18 protein-coding genes are annotated in these 22,973 nt (G+C 44.3%); 2 read left to right on the top strand and 16 right to left on the bottom strand.

The genetic code is table 11. From position 1 onward, the window contains the following. Positions 1-2: 2 nt before the first annotated feature. From ACRRSX_RS22285 to ACRRSX_RS22255, 7 genes are read right to left on the bottom strand one after another with little or no spacing between them, the layout of a single operon-like run. Positions 3-884: a methionyl-tRNA formyltransferase gene (locus tag ACRRSX_RS22285; protein ID WP_432455405.1), complete on the bottom strand. Its 882-nt coding sequence runs from the start codon at positions 882-884 to the stop codon at positions 3-5. Continuing rightward, positions 881-2,023, bottom strand: a complete 1,143-nt coding sequence (rffA, locus tag ACRRSX_RS22280) for a dTDP-4-amino-4,6-dideoxygalactose transaminase (RefSeq protein ID WP_432455406.1) — start codon at positions 2,021-2,023, stop codon at positions 881-883. Before rffA ends, ACRRSX_RS22285 begins: the two co-directional genes overlap by 4 nt. Positions 2,024-2,074: 51 nt before the next feature. Further along, positions 2,075-2,989 (bottom strand): hypothetical protein, encoded by a 915-nt coding sequence (locus ACRRSX_RS22275; RefSeq protein WP_432455407.1) that lies wholly within the window; start codon positions 2,987-2,989, stop codon positions 2,075-2,077. A 2-nt stretch (positions 2,990-2,991) separates the two neighbouring features. After that, entirely contained in the window at positions 2,992-3,795 is an 804-nt protein-coding gene (locus ACRRSX_RS22270; protein ID WP_432455408.1) for a hypothetical protein, read from the bottom strand. Continuing rightward, complete coding sequence (locus ACRRSX_RS22265; RefSeq protein WP_432455409.1) at positions 3,792-4,652, bottom strand: glycosyltransferase; 861 nt, start codon at positions 4,650-4,652, stop codon at positions 3,792-3,794. Before ACRRSX_RS22265 ends, ACRRSX_RS22270 begins: the two co-directional genes overlap by 4 nt. Further along, positions 4,649-5,563 (bottom strand): glycosyltransferase family 2 protein, encoded by a 915-nt coding sequence (locus ACRRSX_RS22260; RefSeq protein WP_432455410.1) that lies wholly within the window; start codon positions 5,561-5,563, stop codon positions 4,649-4,651. Before ACRRSX_RS22260 ends, ACRRSX_RS22265 begins: the two co-directional genes overlap by 4 nt. Before the next feature lie 32 nt (positions 5,564-5,595). Then, the gene (locus ACRRSX_RS22255; RefSeq protein WP_432455411.1) at positions 5,596-7,398 is read right to left on the bottom strand and encodes a polysaccharide deacetylase family protein; all 1,803 of its coding nucleotides are present in this window, start codon (positions 7,396-7,398) and stop codon (positions 5,596-5,598) included. A 133-nt stretch (positions 7,399-7,531) separates the two neighbouring features. Between ACRRSX_RS22255 and ACRRSX_RS22250 the strand changes: the two genes are divergently transcribed. Together ACRRSX_RS22250 and ACRRSX_RS22245 are read left to right on the top strand one after the other, a co-directional pair. Then, positions 7,532-10,693, top strand: coding sequence for an ABC transporter substrate binding protein (locus ACRRSX_RS22250; RefSeq protein WP_432455412.1), 3,162 nt, complete (start codon positions 7,532-7,534; stop codon positions 10,691-10,693). A 120-nt stretch (positions 10,694-10,813) separates the two neighbouring features. Then, the gene (locus ACRRSX_RS22245) at positions 10,814-11,506 is read left to right on the top strand and encodes a class I SAM-dependent methyltransferase (protein ID WP_432456126.1); all 693 of its coding nucleotides are present in this window, start codon (positions 10,814-10,816) and stop codon (positions 11,504-11,506) included. A gap of 385 nt (positions 11,507-11,891) precedes the next feature. On the opposite strand, the gene ACRRSX_RS22240 is transcribed toward ACRRSX_RS22245, so the two are convergent. From ACRRSX_RS22240 to ACRRSX_RS22200, 9 genes are all read right to left on the bottom strand, one after another. Then, a complete protein-coding gene (locus tag ACRRSX_RS22240) occupies positions 11,892-12,332 on the bottom strand; it encodes a GNAT family N-acetyltransferase (RefSeq protein ID WP_432455413.1) in 441 nt (146 codons plus the stop codon). 308 nt (positions 12,333-12,640) lie between these two features. After that, positions 12,641-14,287: a diguanylate cyclase domain-containing protein gene (locus tag ACRRSX_RS22235; protein ID WP_432455414.1), complete on the bottom strand. Its 1,647-nt coding sequence runs from the start codon at positions 14,285-14,287 to the stop codon at positions 12,641-12,643. A gap of 163 nt (positions 14,288-14,450) precedes the next feature. Further along, the gene (locus ACRRSX_RS22230; protein ID WP_432455415.1) at positions 14,451-15,923 is read right to left on the bottom strand and encodes a dihydrolipoyl dehydrogenase; all 1,473 of its coding nucleotides are present in this window, start codon (positions 15,921-15,923) and stop codon (positions 14,451-14,453) included. 72 nt (positions 15,924-15,995) lie between these two features. Beyond that, a complete protein-coding gene (locus tag ACRRSX_RS22225; RefSeq protein ID WP_432455416.1) occupies positions 15,996-16,724 on the bottom strand; it encodes a glutathione peroxidase in 729 nt (242 codons plus the stop codon). A 482-nt stretch (positions 16,725-17,206) separates the two neighbouring features. Next, positions 17,207-18,064, bottom strand: a complete 858-nt coding sequence (locus ACRRSX_RS22220; RefSeq protein WP_432455417.1) for an ABC transporter permease — start codon at positions 18,062-18,064, stop codon at positions 17,207-17,209. Between the two features lie 3 nt (positions 18,065-18,067). After that, positions 18,068-19,309 carry an ABC transporter permease gene (locus tag ACRRSX_RS22215; protein ID WP_432455418.1) on the bottom strand — a complete coding sequence of 414 codons (1,242 nt, stop codon included), beginning with the start codon at positions 19,307-19,309 and terminating at the stop codon, positions 18,068-18,070. Positions 19,310-19,361: 52 nt separating this feature from the next. Further along, on the bottom strand, positions 19,362-20,408 hold the full coding sequence (locus tag ACRRSX_RS22210) for an ABC transporter substrate-binding protein (protein ID WP_432455419.1): 1,047 nt from the start codon (positions 20,406-20,408) through the stop codon (positions 19,362-19,364). A gap of 23 nt (positions 20,409-20,431) precedes the next feature. After that, positions 20,432-21,541, bottom strand: a complete 1,110-nt coding sequence (locus ACRRSX_RS22205; RefSeq protein ID WP_432455420.1) for an ABC transporter ATP-binding protein — start codon at positions 21,539-21,541, stop codon at positions 20,432-20,434. A 446-nt stretch (positions 21,542-21,987) separates the two neighbouring features. Then, positions 21,988-22,887 carry a LysR family transcriptional regulator gene (locus ACRRSX_RS22200; protein WP_432455421.1) on the bottom strand — a complete coding sequence of 300 codons (900 nt, stop codon included), beginning with the start codon at positions 22,885-22,887 and terminating at the stop codon, positions 21,988-21,990. Positions 22,888-22,973 lie beyond the last annotated feature (86 nt).

Below are 22,973 nucleotides of genomic sequence, written 5' to 3'. Positions count from 1 at the left end.
GGCTATTTCTCATCTCCAAAGCGACTACGGAACTTTTCTAGAGGTACCAATGGCCTTTGGTCTTCGTAGTGGCCATTGATGATTTTAATTGCGCCATTTCCACAAAGAACAACAGGCTGGCCCGCTTTAATGAACATTACCTTGCCAGCGACTCTGTTTTCTACTTTAAAAGGCTCAACCACCTCGACGTCGGTGATGTGGCAAGGCTCGCCATTTATGGTTGTTTGAGCCCCCTTATAAGGATAACCAATAGCATCAACAAAACGTGCTATTTTTCTCGCATCGTCGCTCCAATTAATTTGATAATCACGTTCATCTCTCCACACACTGTAAGTCGCTAAGCTTGTGTCTTGAGCTTGATAACTTAGGTTTTCGTTCAGCATGCTAATTAAGACTCGATCTAGTAAGTCTTGGTAACATCGACTAACTAAAGTGATGGCCTGTTGAATTTTAATGGGGTAGCTAATGTGAACAGATTGCTGCCCTACAATATCACCTGCATCAAATTCTAGGTTAGCTTTTAATGCCGTGACACCAACTTCTGGCTCACCATTTATTAGCGCAGAAACTAAAGGATTAAACCCACGGTATTTAGGTAATAACGAGTCATGGAATACGATTAGTTCACAATCTAAATTTGTGAGCATCCATCTCCAGCCTATGGCTACAGCATACTCTGCTTGGTTGTCGTTGGGATAATCCTGTTTTAAGCAATAAGCTATATTGTGTTCTTCACAGTAGCTGACCATACCTTTTGAATAGTCGTTTTCTACTGACGGATCTTGACCAATAACAACAAGCGGATTAACGGTTTTGTTTAAGCGTTTTATTACAGGTAAGCAGTCATATGCTTTTTGTGTCATGAAGAAAAAAGTAATATTCATTTTTGTAGCCCAAAAAACTCCAGAACCGCATCGGATACGGTATTGGCAATGTCTTCATCGTAGGCTGAACATAAAGGCAATCTTAATAAGGTATCACTCACTTTTTCCGTGACTGGTAGCATGCCCTTTTTGTAGCCGAGAGATTCGCCCATAGGGGAAGAATGCAGTGGAACGTAATGAAACACTGCCATAATTCCCTTTTCTTTAAGGAAGGCAATTAAGCGTTGTCGAGTGTCCAAATCTTCTAACAGCAAGTAAAAGATATGCCCGTTATGGGTATTGTAGTTTGGAATGTTAGGCAACTTTGCCAAGCCTTGCTGCTCAAGTATGGCTAAGCGCTTGGAATAGCAATTGTAAACAGCCATTCTGCGTTGCTGTATTTCATTAAAGTTTTCTAATTGAGCAAATAAAAATGCAGCAGATAAATCAGATAATACGTAAGAAGAGCCTATAGATGTCCATGTATATTTGTCGACTTGGCCTCGGAAAAACTGTGCTCTGTTAGTACCTTTTTCACGAATAATTTCACTGGCTTCTTTGAGTTTATTTGTTTTACAAACTAAGGCTCCACCTTCTCCGCAAATAATATTTTTTGTCTCATGAAAACTAAAGGCGGCATAGTCTCCAAAAGTGCCTAATGCTTGCCCCTTATAACTAGAGCCTATTGCCTGTGCGGCATCTTCAATAACTGGAATATTTGCAGAGTGGCTAATTGACATTAATTGCTCCATATCACAGCTAATACCCGCATAGTGAACTGGAACTAATGCTTTTGTCGCCGATGAAATGAGGCTTTCAACATGGGCCAAATCTATATTTAAGGTGATAGGATCGATATCTGCAAAGATAGGCTTAGCGCCTCTGAGGCAAAAGGCATTCGCTGTCGATACAAAGGTATAGGAAGGCAGTATAAACTCGTCTTGACTAGAGAGCTTAAGCTCTAATGCGGCTATCTCCATGGCTGAAGTGCAGGATGTAGTTAGTAAAACGCTATTTTTAATAGATAATAGCTGATTTAAGCTATCCTCACAGCGCTTACCAAAAGGCCCATCGCCAGCCGAATAGCCTCCCATGACAGCTTGCGCTATGTAGTAGAGTTCTTTTCCTGAAATGTAAGGCGTATTAAACTTTATATCCATGGTGATGGTTTACCGTTAGTCGTCATATAAAAATGCCAAGACATTAGTCGCTTAAGCAAAAAAGTTTTGGGTCTCTAGTAAGAATTGTGAGACCAGCTTTTCAACGCCTCTTTCTTCGTTAAGAACCCTCGGCAATACTAAGTGGGCTGTTTCTTCAGCTTTGTGTATATTGTTAAAGCCATAGGCGAGGCCATATCTGTCTTCGGCCTTAGGGTACCATTGTTCTTCTGATACACCTTGGTCCGGTATAATGATTGATTGACAGCCACACAGTACGGCAAAAACAGAATAGGCAGTTAAGGTATCGTAGGAAATAAAGCTTTTAACAGACTTAAAAATGGCCGCAATTTCAGCGTTCGACTTATTGTCGATAAGAATCGAGTCGTTAAGATCATGCATCATTGCTTTGTTTGCACCTTTACGTAAACAGTATGCGGTGCCAGAGCGTACTTTAGCTGTTGATTCTGTATTGTAGTGCTCTAGAGGATAATGAATCACCTTTAACAGCAGTGATGATGTTAGCGAACTATCGACGATGAAATCTTTTATGCCGCTACTAAACTTGTAAATAAGCTCATTTCTACCGAAACAGAATTGACCCGTATGATAGCCAGGCTCATGCAGTAGCCAGCGAACGATATTTTTAGCTTGCAGAGGATTCCCTAATACAGTTTCAGGGTAAACCACGACGTAGTCGTCATTTAAAGCTGATAATTGCCCAGTATAGATGGGCGTTAAAAAGCTAGGATTGACTCTAAATTTCCGGTCTCTTTTATGGAAAAGAGAGTTGAAAATCTGCTTGGTAGGCTTTAAAAAGTGATATTTATTCGTTAATTCAGAATCAAAGCTAGGGAAGAGATAAGCTTTAAAGCCTAATTTGTTGATCACATGACAAAGCTTGTGAAGTACGATTGCGCCCCCCACGGTTTCGTTATATGACGGGGCAAATATTATAAATTTTCGCATGCTTAATTCCTGAATAGATTGGTTATTATCTCTATTCTTTTTCGAATGCTATAAAATAGATTTCTATTGAATATTCTATTTAAAGCACGATTGCTGGTTATTATCATTTTGGTGCAGGTACTTCTTATATACTTATTGCTTAATGCATTGGCATATTTATTGAGTAATGCACGCTTACTCTGTTCAAAGCTTTGCTCGATATTTCCGCCACTGTTATGGCGCAGATGAAAATCGATCACGTAGCTATTGTGGCCTAATATGTCAGCTAAGATACACATATCGGTGGCATACAAGTGAAACCCAGATAGGTCGCTAGAAACAGACAGTGCAGCATGTTTTCTTAATACTAAAAAGTTTTCATCTAAGCTTTTTACCTTGGCGGGGAATGGCCCCACATTTATGTTTTCTTCATGCGGGTCACTAATTCTCATGGCATAATTTTTAAAGTTGATATATCCCGCATTGCCACATATCCCCCAGTTAGGATCGATGGCATCAAGTTCTGCTATGCGCTGTTCTAAAACTGCTTTATCGTCAAAATCTAACAAGATGTCCTGATGGCAAATAATGATGTATTCGGCGTCGGCATGATTAATAAATTTTTTGACTGCCTGATAAGCATCCAATTTATTATGCGTACTATTGTCAGCAAAAATGAATTGAGAGTTTTGTGGGCTAAAACCAGCGCGAGCGAAGGAGTTTAGCATACCTTGGTATTCTGCGTGATCGGTGACAAGGGTGCATATAGCAAATTGGTGGCTATAGCTAACTTGGTCGATTTCCACTGGTGTGAATTGATGCGTCATGATTTATGCGTTTGATTTAAGTTTTCGTGAGTCTCAGAAAGATATTTATCGACACCATTTTTACAGTAGTAGCGCTTTTGGGCGGTATTTTGCTTGATGATCTGTAAGTTGGTGCTGACATCTGCGCGGCGTTCAACATGGTGAAGGTGATAAACGGGAATTACAAATTTAACACTTTTTTCGTGAATGCCCTTGCCATTAAAACGCCATCCCAGATCGTCATCTTCTCCTCCCACACCCGGCAAATCTTCATTATAGCCGTTTATTTTCAACATATCGGCTCTTGACACTGACCAGTTGCAACCTACGATCGTTAGGTATTTTTTTGCTTGGCGTTTGTGTAGCGTAGTTGAGCGAAAGCCAATCTCATAGTTTTTGGTGTGATCAAACACTAAGGGAAGTCCTAGCAGGGTATACACCAGCCGATTTTCAATCAGCTTTATTAATGAGGGGTTCTTCCTAAACCACCTGGACATTGTGGGGCCAAGATGCACGCGACGCCCAGTGCAGACGCGATTGTTTTCACGTTGATTCAAATGCTCGGCGACGTATTGGCTATGGGGCAGGCAATCGCCATCTAAAAACATCAAATACTCGGTTTTTGCTGCGGCGACCGCTCGGTTTACGGCTTTGGTCTTACGAAAACCTTTATCTTCTTGGGTGAGGTGATTGATGGCGAAAGGAAATGTGTGCTGAGCGAGGTATTCCCTTACGGCTTTACATTCACAGTCTTCAGCGATGATGACCTCAAAGCGTTGCTCGATTTGACGGCTTAAAGCGTATAAAATTGCATGGAGAGCCTCAACATCTTGATAAATCGAAATAATGACACTGGCTTTTAAGGTTGAGTGACTCATTGCATATCCTGACTTGATTGTTGGTATCGAAGAGATTCTGACTCCGGAGCCCCTTTAAGTAAGAAAGCTAGCAAGGGTTTTCTTTCTGGTTTTTTTAGTACTCGCTTACATTCCTTAATGATATATAAGGCCTTAATAATGATTTTTGATAAGCGCGAATAGTGTTTATCGAGTAGACGATAAAATGAGATATAGAACTCTTTTTCAATCGCAAGATCCCGTTCTGTGCTGCCGCCGCCGGAGTGGACCACCTTTGCCTCATTCAGTAAGTAGATGGCTTTATTGGCATCACGTAGACGGATGGCAAAATCTTCTTCTTCACAATACAAGAAATATTTGGTGTCGTAGCCACCCAGTTGCTCAAAGTCCTGGCGTCTGAAAAACATGGTGGCACCACTGATCACTGGCACTTTAATCGGTTGTTGATGCTGCTGTTTGCGCTGAGGATAGTTGCTCGGCTGCAGTAGTCTTAATAGCGATGCTCCGAATAGTTTATTGGCGACGCTAGGGATGAACTCAAAAGAGGCTGTATGCTGATTGGTTTCGCTGAAGATGGTCGGACTGCAAAGGGCTACTTCTGGGTGGTTTTCCATGAAATGGTGTAATACATCTAAGCAGTGCGGACTGACCTGAGTATCATTATTGAGAAAAAATAAGTAGTCACCAGTGGCGTGAGGGTAACCAGACATGTTGCCCCCGGAAAAACCAAGATTAAGGGGATTGATGATGAGCTTTGCCCACGGATAAGCACCAATTTCTTGTTGTAAGTTTTCAAGTTGCTCAGCTTGAGAAGCATTGTCTACCACAATAACTTCAAAACTTACCTTGGGTTGAGAGTCTGCAATAGACTGCAAACACTCGAGTGTATGTCGGGTCGAATTGTAGTTAATCATCACAATCGAAATATTCATTGTTGAGTGACCTTAGATTTTCAATTGATTGCTTAACTCAAGTTCTTAGTTTGAGGTTTAGCCGCTTTTTTGATGGTGTAGTTGCCTTTAATTTTACGCCACAAACCGAACTTGGTGGTACTGGGGAACATCACGATTCGTCGAATCTGTTGTAAATCTTCATGTAGGGCTACCGGTCCAGAGTCGGTGGCAACAGTGTAGGTATAGCCCGCTTGTTTCGCCAGTCGTTTTGTTTGCTCGTTATGGTCGCCATAGGGGTAGGCAAAGCTATAAAGGGGGCGCTCAAGTAAGCTTTCGAGTTGTGCCTTGTTGTACGCGATCTCATGCTGTTGTTCGGCATGACTGAGACTGGCCAATTTGGGATGGTTCACGGTATGTCCGCCGATCTCAACATAACCGCTGCGGTCGATGTCGCGCAGTTGTTGTGGACTCATCAGTTCAAAGCGTTGGTCGGGCTTACTGGGATGTTCTACATCCCAGCGATTATGATCGGTGCCGGTGACAGCGTAGATCATTGCCTTAAATTGATACTTTTTGAGTAGTGGTAGTAATAAATCGTAGTTGTCTTTAAAACCATCGTCGAAGGTAAGAATGATGTAGCGTTTGCCGTGGTCGAAACGATGGTCTAAACCGATCTCATCTAATTGCTGGAAAGTGATCGGGCTTAAACCCATGCGCTGAATCGTTTGAAAGTGTTGCTCCAAACGCTCCAAAGTCACATAAGTGCCATACACCCCGTGTTGGCTTGGATCGTTGTGAATCACCCGGTGATACATGATGATCGGGATTTCTCGTTTCTTGGTGTATACATAAGCACTTTGATACAACTCAAGCAGTCGTTGAGTCATTTTCTCTAAGGAATATTGTTCGGTGATTATTTGGTAAACTTCTTCATCAACTTTGGGCTGTTTGAGCGCACTTCGTAGTTGCTTGGCTAATTGAGGGTAGTCGATATCGAGTTCGGTTTTCCCTCCGTCGGCAACATCACCAAAATTGCTGGCCATGGCCGATGCTAGATTGTCTACCGAGATTAAACCGATGGCATTTGCTTCGCCGACCGCAAAAACCGGTTTTTGGCACATTAAGGCTTCCATGGCCACCCGTCCTGCCCCGATGACTAAGTCTGCTTGGCTGATGGTTTGGCGAATATTGGCGCTATAGCCGCAAAATTTTACTTTAGTTTTAAATTTATCGAAGATTGGATCGATTTGACTACCGCTGATCACTTGAACTTGGTTTGCCGCTAAATCAATGCATTGTTCCAGTAGTTGATAGACCAATTGGCCCTTGGGGCCGGTTAAACGACCAATAATCTGAATTACCGGTTTGGCCCGGTGATTCGCTGCTAAGGGTTTGAATACTTGACTATCGACGCCATTGCGCAGCACGCTGACCTGTGACTCGGCGACACCCAAATCACGGACGATTTGTCGGGCGATATTTTCACACACCGCGACAGCATGATATCCCAAGGCATGGAACTTTTTGCGTGAGCGATGTACCGGCTGTCGTCCATGAACGGTGGTGATCATTGGCGTATTGGTGAGTCGGCAGGCAACATAAGCAGACCAACCCGAAGCGCGACTATGTGCGTGAACTAACTGTATTTTATATCTAAAAATTAAATAGATAAGATAAAATACATGCCATACTCTTCTAGGTAGACTGCGTTTATTGAAACGTAACTTGAAATACTGCCCTTGATGGGGAGAATTTAAGGTGTCAGAAACATAGAATACTTGATGCCCTCGTTGCGCTAGAGTATTACCAACTTGAGTTGCGTAGACTTCGGCTCCAGTCACTTCGAGCTGTGAAAGAGCCATCAAAATATTCATAAATGCGTGAAACCTTATGGTGAATTGACGCATATTCTACAGAACTGATTTGCTTACGCCTAGTGGCAGTATCAAAGGCTCTTTCTACGCCTAGTGAGTCAACCAAAACAGAGAAGGACGGTTGTTTATTTTTGTGAGTACGTTACTAAAACGAATAGGGTTGATAGCAAGGCCGAATCAACTTTGCTATGCGGCTGTGTTGAGTTTACTGCTTATTTCACAAGCTGCCTTGGCTCGGACTGAACGAGTATTATTACTGAATTCTTATCCGGCGGGTTTGCAGTGGGATGCAAGCTTTGAGCAAGGTTTGCGTGATCAATTAGCGGAACGTTCCATATGGTTTTTTAATCAGCGTGTAGAAGCGGAGCTGAATCCCAATCAATCTCCATACAGCGCAGCGCAGCTCAATATGCTTAAGCAAGTCATTCTTTATTATCAGTTTGATTTGGTTGTGAGTGTTGGTGAGCAAGCTTTAAAGTTGGCCTTAGCCTTACAAAACGAAGGTACGCTGCAAGCGCCATTGGTTGCCGCGGGTGCCGATTTGGTCGCCTACACCGGACCTCGTAAGGCGATGTTGACTGGGATCCACGAACAGCAAGCGGTACGTGAAAATCTATTGTTGATCAGGCAATTGCTCCCCGAACTTGAATCTTTGCACTTAGTGCTCGACAAAAGTGCCATTAGCCAACGTATTGCGGAACGTTTTAAGCGCTTAGCCGAACAATTTGGTATTACCTATACCATTTGGCAAGATATGGATTATGAGGAACTCAAAGCAAAAACCTCGCAGTTAACCCCTAAACATGCCCTGCTACTTGGGATGTTGCCGTCCTCGCTTACCGGAAACAGCAAACTTAGTCAGCAGAATCTGCAAGCTTTATCATTGGCTTCTCGGGCGCCTATTTTTAGTTTATGGGATTATGCGATTGGTGATGGCGTCGTTGGTGGAATGGTCACTTTACCAGATCAGCTCGGTGAAGCGGTTGGTGTGATGGTTGGACGAGCTTTACAAGGAAGTGATGTAAAAGAGATCCCGATTCGGGCTCGTAGTCCGCAGCTCTATCTTTTTGATTATGCGCAATTAACTCGTTGGCAGATGTCTAAATCGAATCTGGCAAGCGATGCAATTTTTATCAATCGACCCGCTTTCCAGGCTTGGTTACCACGTTATCAAGCGAGCGTTATTCTTAGTAGTGTGGTGTTGTTGCTGTTGCTGTTGCTGATTTGGGTGATGCGTCGCCGGCTCCAGAGTAAGCAATCTTTGCAGGCAAAGCAGCAGCAACTCTGCTCTGCATTTGTTAATACTGAGCAGGCTTGCGCTTTACTGGATGAGCACGGTGTCGTGCTCATGATGAATCCGGCATTGATGACTTTATTAGGTGAGAGAGCGAAGTATTTAGTGGGGAATCCCTTGCTCTCCAGCCAGTTTTGGCAGCATCAGCAGGCCCTAGCGCAACGTTTGCGAGAAGGCTTTGCTCAGTGTTTACAAGGCAATGTCGTTCATTTTAATGCAACTCTATTACTCGCCAGTGAAAACCTATTATACGATTTTGTGATTAGTCCTCAGTTTAAAGCGGCGCAGCAGGTCGAACAAATGGTCTTAGAGCTGAGAAGCCTTCATTTAATGGAGTTGCAATATCAGCAGCTCACTTCTAGTGAGCGTCATTATCGAGCGATGTTTGAGCATAACCCTGCGATGTTAATGCTGTTGAATCGTTTGGGGGTGATTGTTTTTTGTAACAGAATGCTTGCCGATCACTTAGGCTTTTCTCGCAAGCAATTAGAGTTGTCTCAATTACGTAGTTTGTATGGTGACGCCGATTTACAAACCTCATTGCTTCGCTATTTAGATGGGATTTCGGACCATATTCAGGTACGAGAAGTCCGCTATCGAACTCGAAATGAGCAAGGTTTGTGGTTTAAGGAATCCATCCTCAAAATAGCCAATGAAGATAGCTTTATTGTCTGTTGTGAGGATATTACCACCACTCGTGATCTGACTCAGAAACTTGATTATTACACCAACTATGATTCACTCACGGATGTTTATAACCGTACGTTTTTTGAACGCAGGTTAAGTACGTTGTTGCAGCAATCTGATTCGTGTCAACATGCACTATTGGTGATAGATTTAGCCCAGTTTAAAGTGATTAACGATACCTTCGGCCATAATTCTGGCGATCAGGCATTAAAACAGGTTGCTGGCGTACTGGAACAATTGCTGACAGGGTCAGCAATTGTGGCTCGCTTGGGCAGTGATGAGTTTGCTATTTTGCTTGAACAGACCGATCAGCAGAGCTGTCTCGATTTTGCTAACTTGTTGATTAAGAGCCTGAATGATACTCACTATGTGTGTGATGAGCGTATGTTTAGTTTTGGCTGTAGCATCGGTTTGACTTTATTTGGGCACTACCAAGCTTCTGCACAACAGATCTTAACTCAAGCAGATAAAGCCTGTTTTACCGCTAAGTCTTTAGGGCGCAACCGAGCTTACTTATATCAAATGGGTGACCAGATGTTGTTGGAGCGTCAAGGGCAGATGGAATGGGTCACGCGTATTCAAAAAGCCTTGCGAGAGGAGCGTTTTTTACTTTATGCCCAGCCGATTGTTCCGGTCTCAGCTGTTGATGAAGACTATCTACATTATGAAGTCTTAATTCGCATGATTGATGAAGATGGCCGAGTTGTGCCTCCGAGTGCGTTTTTACCCGCGGCTGAGAATTATAATCTAGCAGAACAAATAGACCGTTTGGTGATTGCGAAAAGTTTGCAATGGTTGGCGGTTAATCCTGGTCATCTCACTCGTTTAACGATGTGTTCGATGAACCTCTCGGGTCAGTCTTTAGGGAATCGCGAGTTTGTTGAGTGGTTACTAGCAACGTTGGAAGAGTGTGCTTTACCAATGAATAAACTGTGTTTTGAAACCACTGAAACGGTCGCTATTTCTAATTTTAATGTTGCGACAGAGTTCTTCAATAAAGTTCGTCAGTTAGGTTGCAAAATTGCCCTGGATGATTTTGGCTCCGGTCTCTCTTCCTTCGGTTATTTAAAAAATCTGCCGATCGATTATCTAAAAATTGATGGTATTTTCATTCGCGATCTAGAAAACGATAGTATGGATGCAGCGATTGTTAAGAGTATTAATCAAGTTGCGCATGAGATGGGTAAAAAAACGATTGCTGAATTTGTTGAAAATGAAGCAATCAATCAAATCTTACTCGAGATTGGCGTGGACTATGCCCAAGGCTATCATTTTGGTCGGCCGGTGCCCATCGAGATGTTCGTGCTTAACTAAAATGACCATAAGGCTGTTAAACTAGGTCTATTGCCGAGTTTGGGAGAGTGTTAGGTGAGTCAAATTCAGCCTCGTATTTTTTGTGAAGCATCTGCTGATGGTGGATATGCTCAGCGTTTAATTGACGGTTTTAACTTACAAGTTTGTTCGCAACAACCAGAGCAGGGGTTTTGTTTGATCTTGGATCAACAGACCTTGTATTTACGCTGGTGTGATGAAGCCAAATTAGGAGACATTTCGGTCGATTTTTTGGCAGGGCGAGCGGCCCATCGTCGTCACTATGGCGGCGCCGAAGCCGTGAGTAAAGCTGTGGGCGTGAAGAAGGGGCTGCGGCCTACGGTGATTGATGCGACAGCGGGCTTAGGTCGGGATGCTTTTGTTTTGGCTAACTTAGGATGCCGAGTCACCATGGTTGAGCGCTCTCCTTGGGTTGCCGCTTTGCTGGCAGATGGCTTACGCAGAGCAAAAGCTGATCCTGAAATCGGCGCTTGGGTCGCAGAGCGGATGCAGTTGGTACACGCGAGTAGTATTGATGAGTTGCAACAACTTGGCCTAGAAGCCGAGGTGGTTTATCTTGATCCGATGTATCCCCATCGTAAAAAATCGGCGCAAGTTAAGAAAGAAATGCGAGTATTTCAGCAACTCGTTGGGGCCGATCTCGATGCCGATTTGTTGTTAGATCAAGCATTGGCGGTTGCCAGCAAGCGAGTGGTAGTGAAACGTCCGAGCTATGCGGAGCCTTTAGCGGGAAAGGCTAGCCATCATCAGCTAACAACCAAGACTCACCGTTTCGATATTTACGCTTTGGCCTAAGGGCAGAGGTCCATTTAGCTTAGCTGTAGCGATGGCTTACATGCTGCTTATTTATGATATTTATGGATTTTTAAATGTCATTTTGCTTGTTTTTTGGGAAGGGATGTTTCCAGTTGACGATGAGCTCAGTGCTCTTGAGTGCAAGGTTTGTACGGTTAATAGATATTAAATTAGCTTCATTGATCTAGGTCACTTTAATGGCAACTTTAAGTGAGCTTGATCTAGTTTCTTATGATTTTAGGGGAAAAAACTTGCATCAAGAAAACGCTATCATTACTCTAAATACATCGCGCTAAGGATTGGCGCGATAAAGAAATAAGATCTGACCTTTGTTGACCGACAGAAAATGGGAGAGGCTATTAGCTTCTCCTTTTTTTCGTCTTTTTTATGTGTTTGCCTCTTCAGTTCTTGCTGCAACAAGGTCGCGGGACATTTTAACGTAGGCAATTTGGTGCTTGTAGAATACTTCGCTGTCGACGTGAAAGCCTAAACGTTGATAAAAGGTGATGGCTGTATAGCGGGCGTCAAACCAAAACGTATCGGATTGCGCTTGGTTTTGTTGTTGTTCGATTAGGTAACGGAGCATGGTGCTTCCAAATCCGCGGTTTTGATATTGCTCTAAGCAAGCAAATTTACGTAAGCGAACTTCTCGTTGACTAACAAATAGCGAGGCTACAATGACTAATTTTTGTTCAAGCCAACCACCAAAGTGCAGCCCTTGTTGATCTTCGGCGACACGACAGAAGTTGATATCATGTTTGGGCCATAATACTTGCTGGCGAATGGCGAGCGTTTGTTCACTGGTAATCGCTTTAATTACAATCATCGTTTTAGTCGACTCAAATGAGTCCCCCTTAATTTTTCACTCATGATCTAATACTGTAGCTCTGGATCTCATTCAAGCTTATCAAGTCTCGATGGCTGGCGGGCCAAAACGATGCGGGTATAAATGCCTACCGTGTTGGCAATTATACGGCTTAATACTTGGTTCTGGTGAACCTTGTTTTCTCATGACTTTATTGATCAGTCCACTATTGGCAAGGATATCGCCGTCGCGTCGTTCATTGAATGGTTTGTCTGGTTTGCTTGCTGTGGCATCGATGACTCCTTTAAGCATATTAATGCGAGTAGGCTTTAAGGATAACTGGGAGCGACAACCAATTTGGCTTTGCTTTTACGCTGTGCTTTTTGTTGGTACATGGTCATATCGGCGCGATAAAAAAGTTGCTCGGCGTCGCGACAGCTATTGGTGTTGGCACAGCCAAAGCTTATCCCACTGTGTGCCGCACCATTGAGTTGAATAACCTTGTCTACGATACTGAGTTTCTCTTGAAGTTCGCTCGCAGAAAGCTGGCTGGAAAAAACCGCAAATTCATCCCCGCCGATCCTAAATAGTTCAACTCGATCAGTTAACACCATATTTAAAGCTTCGGCGGCCAGTTTGATTAAGCGATCTCCTTCTTGATGTCCCGATTGGTCATTCACAATTTTTAAATAATCGATATCAATTAGGGCTAGGCAGCAGTTTTGCTCGCCGGTAAATGTGAGTTGTTGACTCACATATTCGTTAAAGGCATAGCGATTTTGTAAGCCTGTTAAGGCGTCTAGTCTGGCTGCGTCACGCTCCAGGTTGAGTTGTTGGTTCACTTTCAATGACTCAAGCGCTAAGCGTTTAAATTTATAGTGTAATGCCAGCGACATGCTTAAGCCGCTTAAGGTACAGCAAAGTAATAATAAAATATCGGTAGCGAGTAAGGTCGTGGTGTCTTTGGGGATCACTGATAACACGATTAGCAGTGCAGGTACGATTAATAATAGGGTTGGTAAAATGAATGATCTTGCCTGCTCAGAACCTTTTCGCCAACAGACCATCGCACTGACCAGCGTGAGCGTTATCCATAGTAGGATTAAGTTGAAAATGATCACGACGGTATAGTTCAGCCAAATTGTGGTGGCGGGGATTGCCAGTAGGCAAAGCGCGATTAAATACCGACTGATTAACCATAACCGCGGCGAGTATCGTTGGAGATCAAGAAAACGACTATAAAACAATACGCTGAAAACTGGAATTGTGAGCAGTGGTAACAATTGTATGCTCAGTGCTCGTAGATTAAATAAGTGAACGGTGACTTGAAAAACCAAGGCTAAAGAAATAGTTATCGCTAGCAAGTAAGCGCTAAAAAGGGCAAATACTTTGTCTTGCTGAACAATACTGACAGCGCCGTTATAGATTGCCAAAATCAGTAAGGCCCCTAAGCAGAGGGTAATTAAACTCGCCCGTTGGTGGTATAACTGGCCTAGTTCTGCTTTGGGCGCGAAATTAAGTTGCGGCTGCTCGGTATAATAGTGACTTGATACACGGGCGATGAGCCAATAACCTCCCAAAGTTGGCGTGTCAATATGTCGGGCATAGCTGAACAGATATTCGTAAGGGTGCAAATAGCCGCTGCTAAGATGGCGGAGCTGGTTACCTTCAGAGTAAAGATAATAATCTATATTCTCGATATTAGGACCATCGACGCTGGCGAGCCATTGATCTGCTTGCTGGATATTGAGTTGCTTAACTAACCAGTAGCTGCCACCCGTTAAGGCGACCCGATTCACCTCGGTTAAACTATCAAGCCAATGGCGAATATTTGCGTAGCGATGCGGCAATACTTGCTGATCTTCGGCAATATAAATATGTTGAGCACTGCTCTTGAGTGCTGTGGCAGCATTGGCGTAATCAGATAACAACACGATCACTAAACCCAACGTGGCGAATAGGCGAAAAATAGGCATAAATGTTTGCGTCGACGATCCCTGTACCAACAAAACTATAAGTAGCATAGAGCAAACAGCGCGAGATGGTAAGCCCTGATGCATATTGTGGCTATATAAACAAATTCTATTAACTTTTTGTTGATAGAATTTGTTCAGTTTCGTTGCGGTGGTGGTTCGCGATTTAACTGCCTACGCCGCACTCCATACAGGCATCGATCATTTCTGGGCCAAGGTGTAATTTGGCATTGAGGTCACGTAAGGCGGTGCGTAAACCTTCTTCGATGACCGGGTGATAGAAGGGCATGTCTAGCATCTGTGATACCGTCATTTTTGCTTGATGTGCCCAGGCGAGTAAATGCGCTAAGTGTTCAGCGTTGGGGCCGATGATTTCTGCGCCTAAAAAACGGCCAGTGCCTTGTTCACCATATAAGTGAGCGAGTCCCTGATTGACCAACATCACTCGGCTACGCCCTTGGTTTTCAAAGCTGACACTGCCGATCTCAAAGCAGCCGCAGTTACCCAAGCGTTGTTCAATATCGCGATAGCTTTCACCCACCATGGCGATTTGCGGATCGCTAAATACTGCTGCAATTGGACTACGACGTAAGCCTGCTCTGATATCTTTACCACGGCCTGCGTTATCGCCAGCAATTTTTCCTTGGTCTGCGGCCTCATGCAGCAGTGGAATTTGATTACTGGCATCACCCGCAATAAATATATTGCTAACAGAGGTCTGCAAAGTGTAGTGGTCGGCTACTGGGACGCCACGGGTATCCAATTCAATATTCAGTTTGTCCAAGCCCAGCTTATCGGTGTTGGGTCGGCGACCCGTCGCGGCGATTAAATAGTCGACTTCGGTCTCTACGCTTTGACCTTGTTGGTCTTGATAACGTAACTTTACTCCCTGCTCACTGCGTTCAATTAAGCTTACTTTTGCATCGCTATCTAAATAGAATTCATTACCATAAACTATATTCGCATACTCAGTGAGCGCGGGGTCGCTGAGCGGACCGACCGCACCACCAACACCGAACATGAGAACCTTTACTCCTAAGCGATGCAGCGCTTGACCTAATTCTAAACCAATCACACCTGGGCCGAATACTGCTACTGATTTTGGGAGGCGGTCCCATTCAAAGATGTCATCATTAATTAGTAAACGATCGCCCAAGGCCTGCCATGCCGCCGGATAAGCGGGGCGAGAGCCGCTCGCGATAACAATTCGTTTGGCTTTAATAATCAGAGTGTCGCCGTTGCTATGGCTCACCCTCAGGTGATGTTGGTCGACAAATTCTGCATAGCCATCGATTTTGTGTTCCGCTTCGATGCCGTCGACCGATTCTAAGACAAAACTAACAAAGCGGTCTCGTTCGGCTTTTACTCTTTGCATGACGGCAAAACCATCGATCTTGGGTTTTCCTAAGTTGACGCCAAATTGGGCCGATTTGTGGTACTGGTGAGCATTTTCTGCGGCCGCGATTAATAATTTACTAGGCATGCAACCGACACGCGCGCAGGTCGTGCCGTAGGGACCAGCCTCAATCATCACTACCGAGCTGGTATGTTCTTTAGCGGCACGGTAGGCAGCTAGGCCAGCAGTACCTCCGCCGATAATGGCGACATCAACGGTTTTGTTGGGTTTTAATTGGGACATCTTCACGACCTATAAATCACTGATAATGGAAGAAAATGCAGACGAGTTACGAGACACGCCTGCGGATAAGGCTTAGGCCAAGTAGGCTTCTAACTCTTCGCTACCGCCAATGTGTTGGCCATCGACGAATATTTGTGGAACGGTGCTACGTCCACTGAGGGCCTTCAGACTGACGCTGGTCGCATCCGCGCCAAGTACCACTTCTTCATAGCTTAAGCCTTGTTGCTGCAAGAGCTGTTTAGCCTTGATGCAGAATGGACACCCCGGTTTGGTGATGATACTAATCGCCGCGGGTTTTTTGGCATCACAGTTAATGTAATGCAACATGGTATCGGCATCTGAGACTTCAAAGGGGTCGCCAGGAACGTCAGCTTCAATGAACATTTTTTCGATCACTCCATTCTTAACCAGCATTGAGTAGCGCCAGCTGCGTTGACCAAAACCGAGCGCTGTTTTGTCGACTAACATGCCCATGCCTGCACTGAATTCACCGTTGCCATCGGGAATGACGGTGATGTTTTCTGCTTCTTGGTCGGCTAACCAAGCATTCATCACAAAAGTATCGTTGACACTGAGGCAGATAATATCATCCACACCATTGTCTTTGAGTACACTCGCTAGCTCGTTGTAACGAGGTAGATGAGTTGAAGAACAAGTCGGGGTAAAGGCACCCGGTAAAGCGAATACCACCACTGTTTTATCTTTAAACAGTTGCTCGGTGCTAATGTCTACCCAAGCGTCGTTTTGACGGGTGTGAAAAGTAACGCTGGGAATAGTTTGGCCTTCGCGATTCTCTAACATGGGTCTCTCCAAATTTGATGAATAAGTGTGTTCGTTTGATAGGTTTAGTATCAAGCTTCAGGGTTAATAAGTAAAAACGATTAGATCTATCCTTATGATAGCTATTAGCTATCGTCTTATGTTTGATTAATCAGCTTAACAAGTTTGTTTGTAGATACTTAGTTTTTGGGGAAATTATTTCAATTATCGAAGATGGTCAGGCGCGTTGATTTTTCGGCATTATTTTATCTAGTCATGCGGGCTGGTAGGACGCAGGCAACTCGTCATGAATGTTGTAAGTAACATTCATGACGAGCGGATTCTATTGATCGCTCAGAAGCAAGCCATTAAGCTTTTGTAGGTGACTTTGCTCGATAAACGATGCGCATCATTAGGATGAGCAAGTTGTACTTGAGATGAAAATTGCTGAGCAAGCCTCACCGAGTGTTCGATAAGGACGCCCCACCGAACAATGTGGTGGGGCGGAACCGAAGTAAAATGGCTTAGTTGTCTAAGTCACCGCTTTGAATACGTTCGCTGCGCGCGCGCAGGTATTCAATGGTGAACAGTAGCATCGCGGAAATAACGATCAACAAGGTTGCCACCGCGAGGATGGTTGGATTGATCTGTTCTCGCAGACCAGAAAACATTTGCCTTGGAATGGTGCGTTGCTCGGGGCCAGCTAAAAACAGGACCACGACCACTTCATCGAAGGAGGTGATGAAGGCGAACAAAGCACCCGAGATGACGCCAGGGCGGATCAGCGGCATGATGACTTTGAAGAAGGTAAACATGGGTTTGGCGCCTAAACCTAAAGACGCGTTCACTAGCGAATAATCAAAACCGGATAGGGCAGCGTTCACCGTAATCACCACAAAGGGCGTCCCCAAGGCTGCATGCGCCAAGATCACGCCCATATAGGAACCAGCCAGATTAAGCTGGCTATAGAAGAAGTACATGCCAGCCGCGGTGATGATCAGCGGCACAATCATTGGCGATAGTAAAATCGCCATCCAAAGTCGTTGCCAAGGCATCGCTGGATTACTTAAACCGATGGCGGCAAAAGTGCCTAATACGGTCGCGATAAGGGTGGCAAAAATACCGATCACAAAACTATTCTTAATCGCTAATAGCCATTTGTCATCGTGTAAAATCTCGGCGTACCACTTCAATGAATAGGCCTCGGGGTCGAGGGCTAACATGCCTTCAGTAAAGGTGAAAAAAGGCTCCACATTAAATGATAAGGGAATGATCACCATAATCGGCAACATTAAGAAAGCTAATACCAGCAGTGAGCTGAGACGCAGACCATAATGTGCCGAGATATGCCAAAAGGTAAAGTATTTCGGGTAACGACTCATAGTTTAGCCCAACTTAATGTTACTGACCCCGATCAGGCGGTCATAGATCCAATACAGCGCCAAAATTAACGCTAATAATAACGAGCCCAAGGCTGCGGCGAGTTCCCAGTTATTTGACGATTGCATATGGAAGGCAATGATATTGGAGATCATTTGTCCTTCGGTACCACCGACAATTGCAGGGGTAATGTAGTAGCCAATTGAAATGATAAATACCAGTAAGGCTCCCGCGCTGACTCCGGGCACGGTCATCGGTAAGTAAATTTTAATGAAAGCTGGTAGTGGTTTAGAGCCCAAAGAAAGCGCCGCTCTATAATAGCTTGGGTCAATATTTTTCATCACGCTATATAGAGGCAAAATCATAAAGGGCAGCAAGATATGAGTCATCGCTATGATTGTTGCTGATTGGGTATACAGCAACTCCAAGGGTTCATCGATAATGCCTAAAGTTTGTAGGATTGAGTTCAGTACCCCATTGGTTTGTAAAATCGCAATCCATGAGGTAGTACGCACTAATAGCGAGGTCCAAAATGGCAGGAGTACAAACACCATTAAGCGGTTGGCTATTTTACTGGGTGCATTGGCCAAGTAATAGGCCAAAGGATAGGCTAACAATGCTGTTAATAAGGTAATAATCAGCGAAATTTTTAGGCTTTTCCAATAAAGCTTTAGGTAAATCTGAGTGTCTCGTTGTGCAATTTCTCCCGCTGAGTCGCGTTTTAAGTCGAAAGCGGTGAGGTAGTAGCTGTCGGTAAAAGGTTGTCCGGCTTTTTTGACTGCTCGCCATAAATAAATATCGTGCCATTTTTTTGAACTGGATAATAGGAATTCGGCACCGTGCTGTTGCAGCTCACTCAAGTCTTTTTTCTTGAGTTTACGCGCGGTTGATTTAATTAAACTGGAGCTGCCGGGTTTAAGCCGATTGATTTCTTCCGCTAATTTTCCTGATAAGCGTTGATTGGCTAAGTCTTGTAATTCGATGGCAAATTGTTGGATGATTTCTGGCTTCGGTAATTCTTCACTGGTTTCATCCCAATGTTTCATCTCACTCAAGGTGAGTGGCACCAATTGGCTGACCGCAGGATGATAAACACTGCGATAGAGCATCGAAGCTATTGGTGCGATAAAGGTGATAAAGATAAATATTAATAAAGGCATGGTAAAGGCTAGCAACAAGCGTTTTTTACGCTTGAGCATTTTCTTACCGGCTAAGATCTCTTCCACGCTGAGACTGTTTGTTTCCATCTGTACCTCTATGATAAGAGACGAAGGCTAAAAGCCTTCGTCAATCTAGTGATTACTTCAACAGCCACTCATTGAATTTTTCGCCTAAAGACTCACCGTAGTCAGCCCAGAAATCGCCTGACGCTTTCAAACCTTCATCGAGGTGAGAAGAAGGTAGTTTAGGGATCACTGCCTTATCAACATAGGCATAAGAGGAGTTACGGGTTGGACCGTAGGCTACTTCTGGCATACCACTGAGCGGTTTAGAACTAGTGGCAAAACTCACGAAGTCTAGCGCGAGATCTTTTTTCTTGGTGCCTTTCACAATGGCCCAGACATCTAGATCATAGAGGTGGCCATCCCAAACCATTTCAAAGGGTTTCCCTTCACTTTGAATGGCATCGAAGATCCGGCCATTTGCTGATTGCACCATGACCGCGCCGCCGTCATTGAGGAGTTGTGGCGCTTGTGACCAGCTGTCGAACCAGACGATATCATCGGCAATCGTTGCCAGTTTGGCGAAGGCTCTTGCTTGTCCTTCTTCAGTTTCTAGAACGTCGTAGACTTTGTCTTTAGGCACGCCATCGGCAATCAAAGCCCACTCAAGATTCACCTGAGGACGTTTACGTAGGGCGCGTTTACCTGGGAATTTCTTGGTATCAAATAAATCAGCGATGGTACTTGGTGTACCGCCCTTGATGGTGTCGTCACTGTAGGCGTAGAGTACGGTCCAAACAATGTTACCCACACCACACTCGTTGGCTAAGGCCGCTTTGCTAAAGTCTTGCGCTGCGGGTGTACCGTCATCACCTGGAGGGAGTTTGTCTTGAGGAATGACCTCTAATAAACCTTCGGAACAGGCTCGTTCTAAGTCGATCACTTCGATGTCGACAACATCCCAAAGGATATTACCACTTTCGACTTGGGCTTTAATTTCTGCAATACCACCCGAGTAGTTTTCAAATAATAGTTTGTTTCCAGTTTTAGCCATATAGGGGTCTAACATGTGCTTTTGCTGAGCGGCGCCATAGGCACCACCAAAAGACACCACAGTGAGTTGGTCTGCACTGGCAAACTGACAAACCGAAGCTAGCGCGAGTGCGGGGAGTAAACGTTTCATAGGTACTATCCTTTTACCATTCGTTAAGTGCTTGGGGGTGTATCAAAAGCTAAACCGTCATTGACCGACCAAGTGAGTTTGGTCATGCTGCCAGTCGCTATTTTGGGGGCGTCGTGATCATTCAATACTTTTACCATCAGCTCAGTTTTATCGCTGAGTTTGAAGAAGTAACGAATAAAGTCACCGACGTATAATAGGGTGATAAATTCAGCTTCAATGAGATTGTCGAATTGATGCTTCTCACTGAGGATGAATAGGTTTTCTGGGCGAACCGCGAGTATGCAATCTTCTCCAATTGCTGGGCAATCCATCGCTCTGCCTGAAACCACAGTACCATCACTTAGTTTTACTTTGGCTAAGTCTTGGCTGCGTTCTAACACGGTTCCTGCTAAGTGGTTATTTTCACCAATGAAGTCGGCAACAAAGGCGTTGCTAGGACGTTCATAAAGGATATCGGGAGAGGCACATTGTTGCACCACGCCATCGTTGAATACTGCAATGCGATCTGACATGGTGAGCGCTTCGGTTTGATCATGGGTGACATAGATTGCAGTAAAACCAATGGATTCGTGCAAACGCTTAATCTCAAACTGCATCTGCTCTCGTAGGTTTTTATCTAAGGCTCCTAAAGGTTCGTCCATTAAAACGATGGACGGTTCAAAAATTAGCGAGCGGGCCAAGGCTACTCGTTGTTTTTGACCTCCAGAAAGATGCCCTGGGTAGCGCTTACCAAAACTTTCTAGTTCAACCAAAGCTAAAGAATCGGCCACCCGGCGCTTGATTTCTTCACTGGGTAATTTTCGCACCATCAAAGGATAGGCTAGATTTTCAGCAACGGTCATGTGAGGGAACAGCGCATAATGTTGAAACACCATGCCTATATTGCGATTGTAGGGGGCGACGTTGGTGATGGCTTCACCATTCACTAAAATTTGTCCACTGGTGACATCTTCAAAGCCAGCGAGCATCATTAAGCAGGTAGTTTTACCAGAGCCTGAGGGGCCTAGGAGGGTGACAAATTCACCTTTACGGATATCTAAATTAAAGTTTTTAACCACTAAACTACGTTGATCGTAGCTTTTTTTCACATCGACAAAGCGCACATATTGTTGGTCGTTGACCGGCTCGCTCATACACAGATCCTTTTGCTAAGAGCTTATTGCTTAGATAAAACCTATCAATCAAGCTTTACCCTTAACACAAGCGTAACAAATAATCGCCTAAATAAAAGTGCAAATTTTCGTCACTTGACTCTCAAAGTTGAAGTTTTTATCTGCATTTGAGTAAAAAGACAGTTAATTACTTTGTGTTATCTATTGATAGGCCAATACTAAACTTTTGTCCAGACGTGATTTATTTTTAGCGCCTAATAATTGTTCGAAATGAACACCTTTGAGAGGTGTTAGAAAGCTGTAAACGGGCTTGAATAAAGCCAATTTTAGTCATCAATGTTGACGGCGGAAATTTTTGGGCAGCGCCAGCGATTGATTGCTGCAGGACTGTTGATGATTCATGTCAATGAGGATACTTCATGGGCCTTGCTGGCTTCATCGATATAGTCACCCTAAATTAATCCTCTTTAGCGAAGATGATGAAGTAGGAAATCCACCGCAACTCGTATTTTAGGTATTTGATACTTAAGCCCTTGATATAACAAATATATACCGGTGGATTTAGCCGGAGTAAGACAAATTTTGGGGCCAACACTGAAGCTCATCAAGCTACCCTCAGCCAGTTGTTTGCTGATCCCCCATTCTGGCAATAGTGCAATACCTTCGCCTTGGATCGCCGCATTAACGATGCTTTTGCCATGATTGCTAATTAAGCGGATGGGGGGCTGCAATGTCTGCCACGCTTGCTGGGCGTCGATATACATCCAAGGGAGAACTCGCTCGGGGCTACGATAACGCAAACTAGGATGTTGGTTGAGATCTTGCGGGCTGGTGGGTTGACCTTTTGTGGCGAGGTAGTGTGGTGCTGCGCACAATACAAAATCATTATTCGACAGCTTTTTCGCGACAACCCGCTCGTCGGGGGCGAGACCACTGCGGATAGCAATATCTATCTGGTCGCGGCTTAAATTTGCTAATTGGTCGCTAAAGTGTAGATCCAGAATAATGTCGGGATAAAGTTGCGAGAACTTGCTTAATATTGGTGTTAAACACTGCTCACCGTAGCTCGGCATTGCACTAATGGATAGTAGGCCACTGGGATGCTGATTCTGTTGCTGGATCAGATCTTCGGCGTCATTCAGTTGCAGCAGGGCAGGTTTTATTTGTTGGTAATACAGCGCCCCCAATTCCGTCAGCTTTACTTGCCGGGTGCTACGCTGTAACAGCTGTTGCTGAAGCATGGCTTCTAAATCGCTAATTCGTCGAGAGACCGAAGAAGGGGGGACTGAGAAGGCCTCCGCTGTTTTGGTGAAACTGGTCGATTCGGCAATATGGGCGAAATACTGTAGTGCTCTGAGCTTATTCATTGGTTTATTGTTGTCGGAAAGACAATAAAGTTTAGCTTAAGTAGCTGTTTATTCCAATGCTAAGGATTATTTATAATCATTCTTGA

Origin of the sequence: Agarivorans sp. QJM3NY_30, assembly GCF_050870855.2 — a bacterium.
Classification (GTDB): Bacteria; Pseudomonadota; Gammaproteobacteria; order Enterobacterales; family Celerinatantimonadaceae; genus Agarivorans.
The sequence above is the reverse complement of the archived record's forward strand: the minus strand, read 5'-3'. Positions and strand labels throughout refer to the sequence as shown.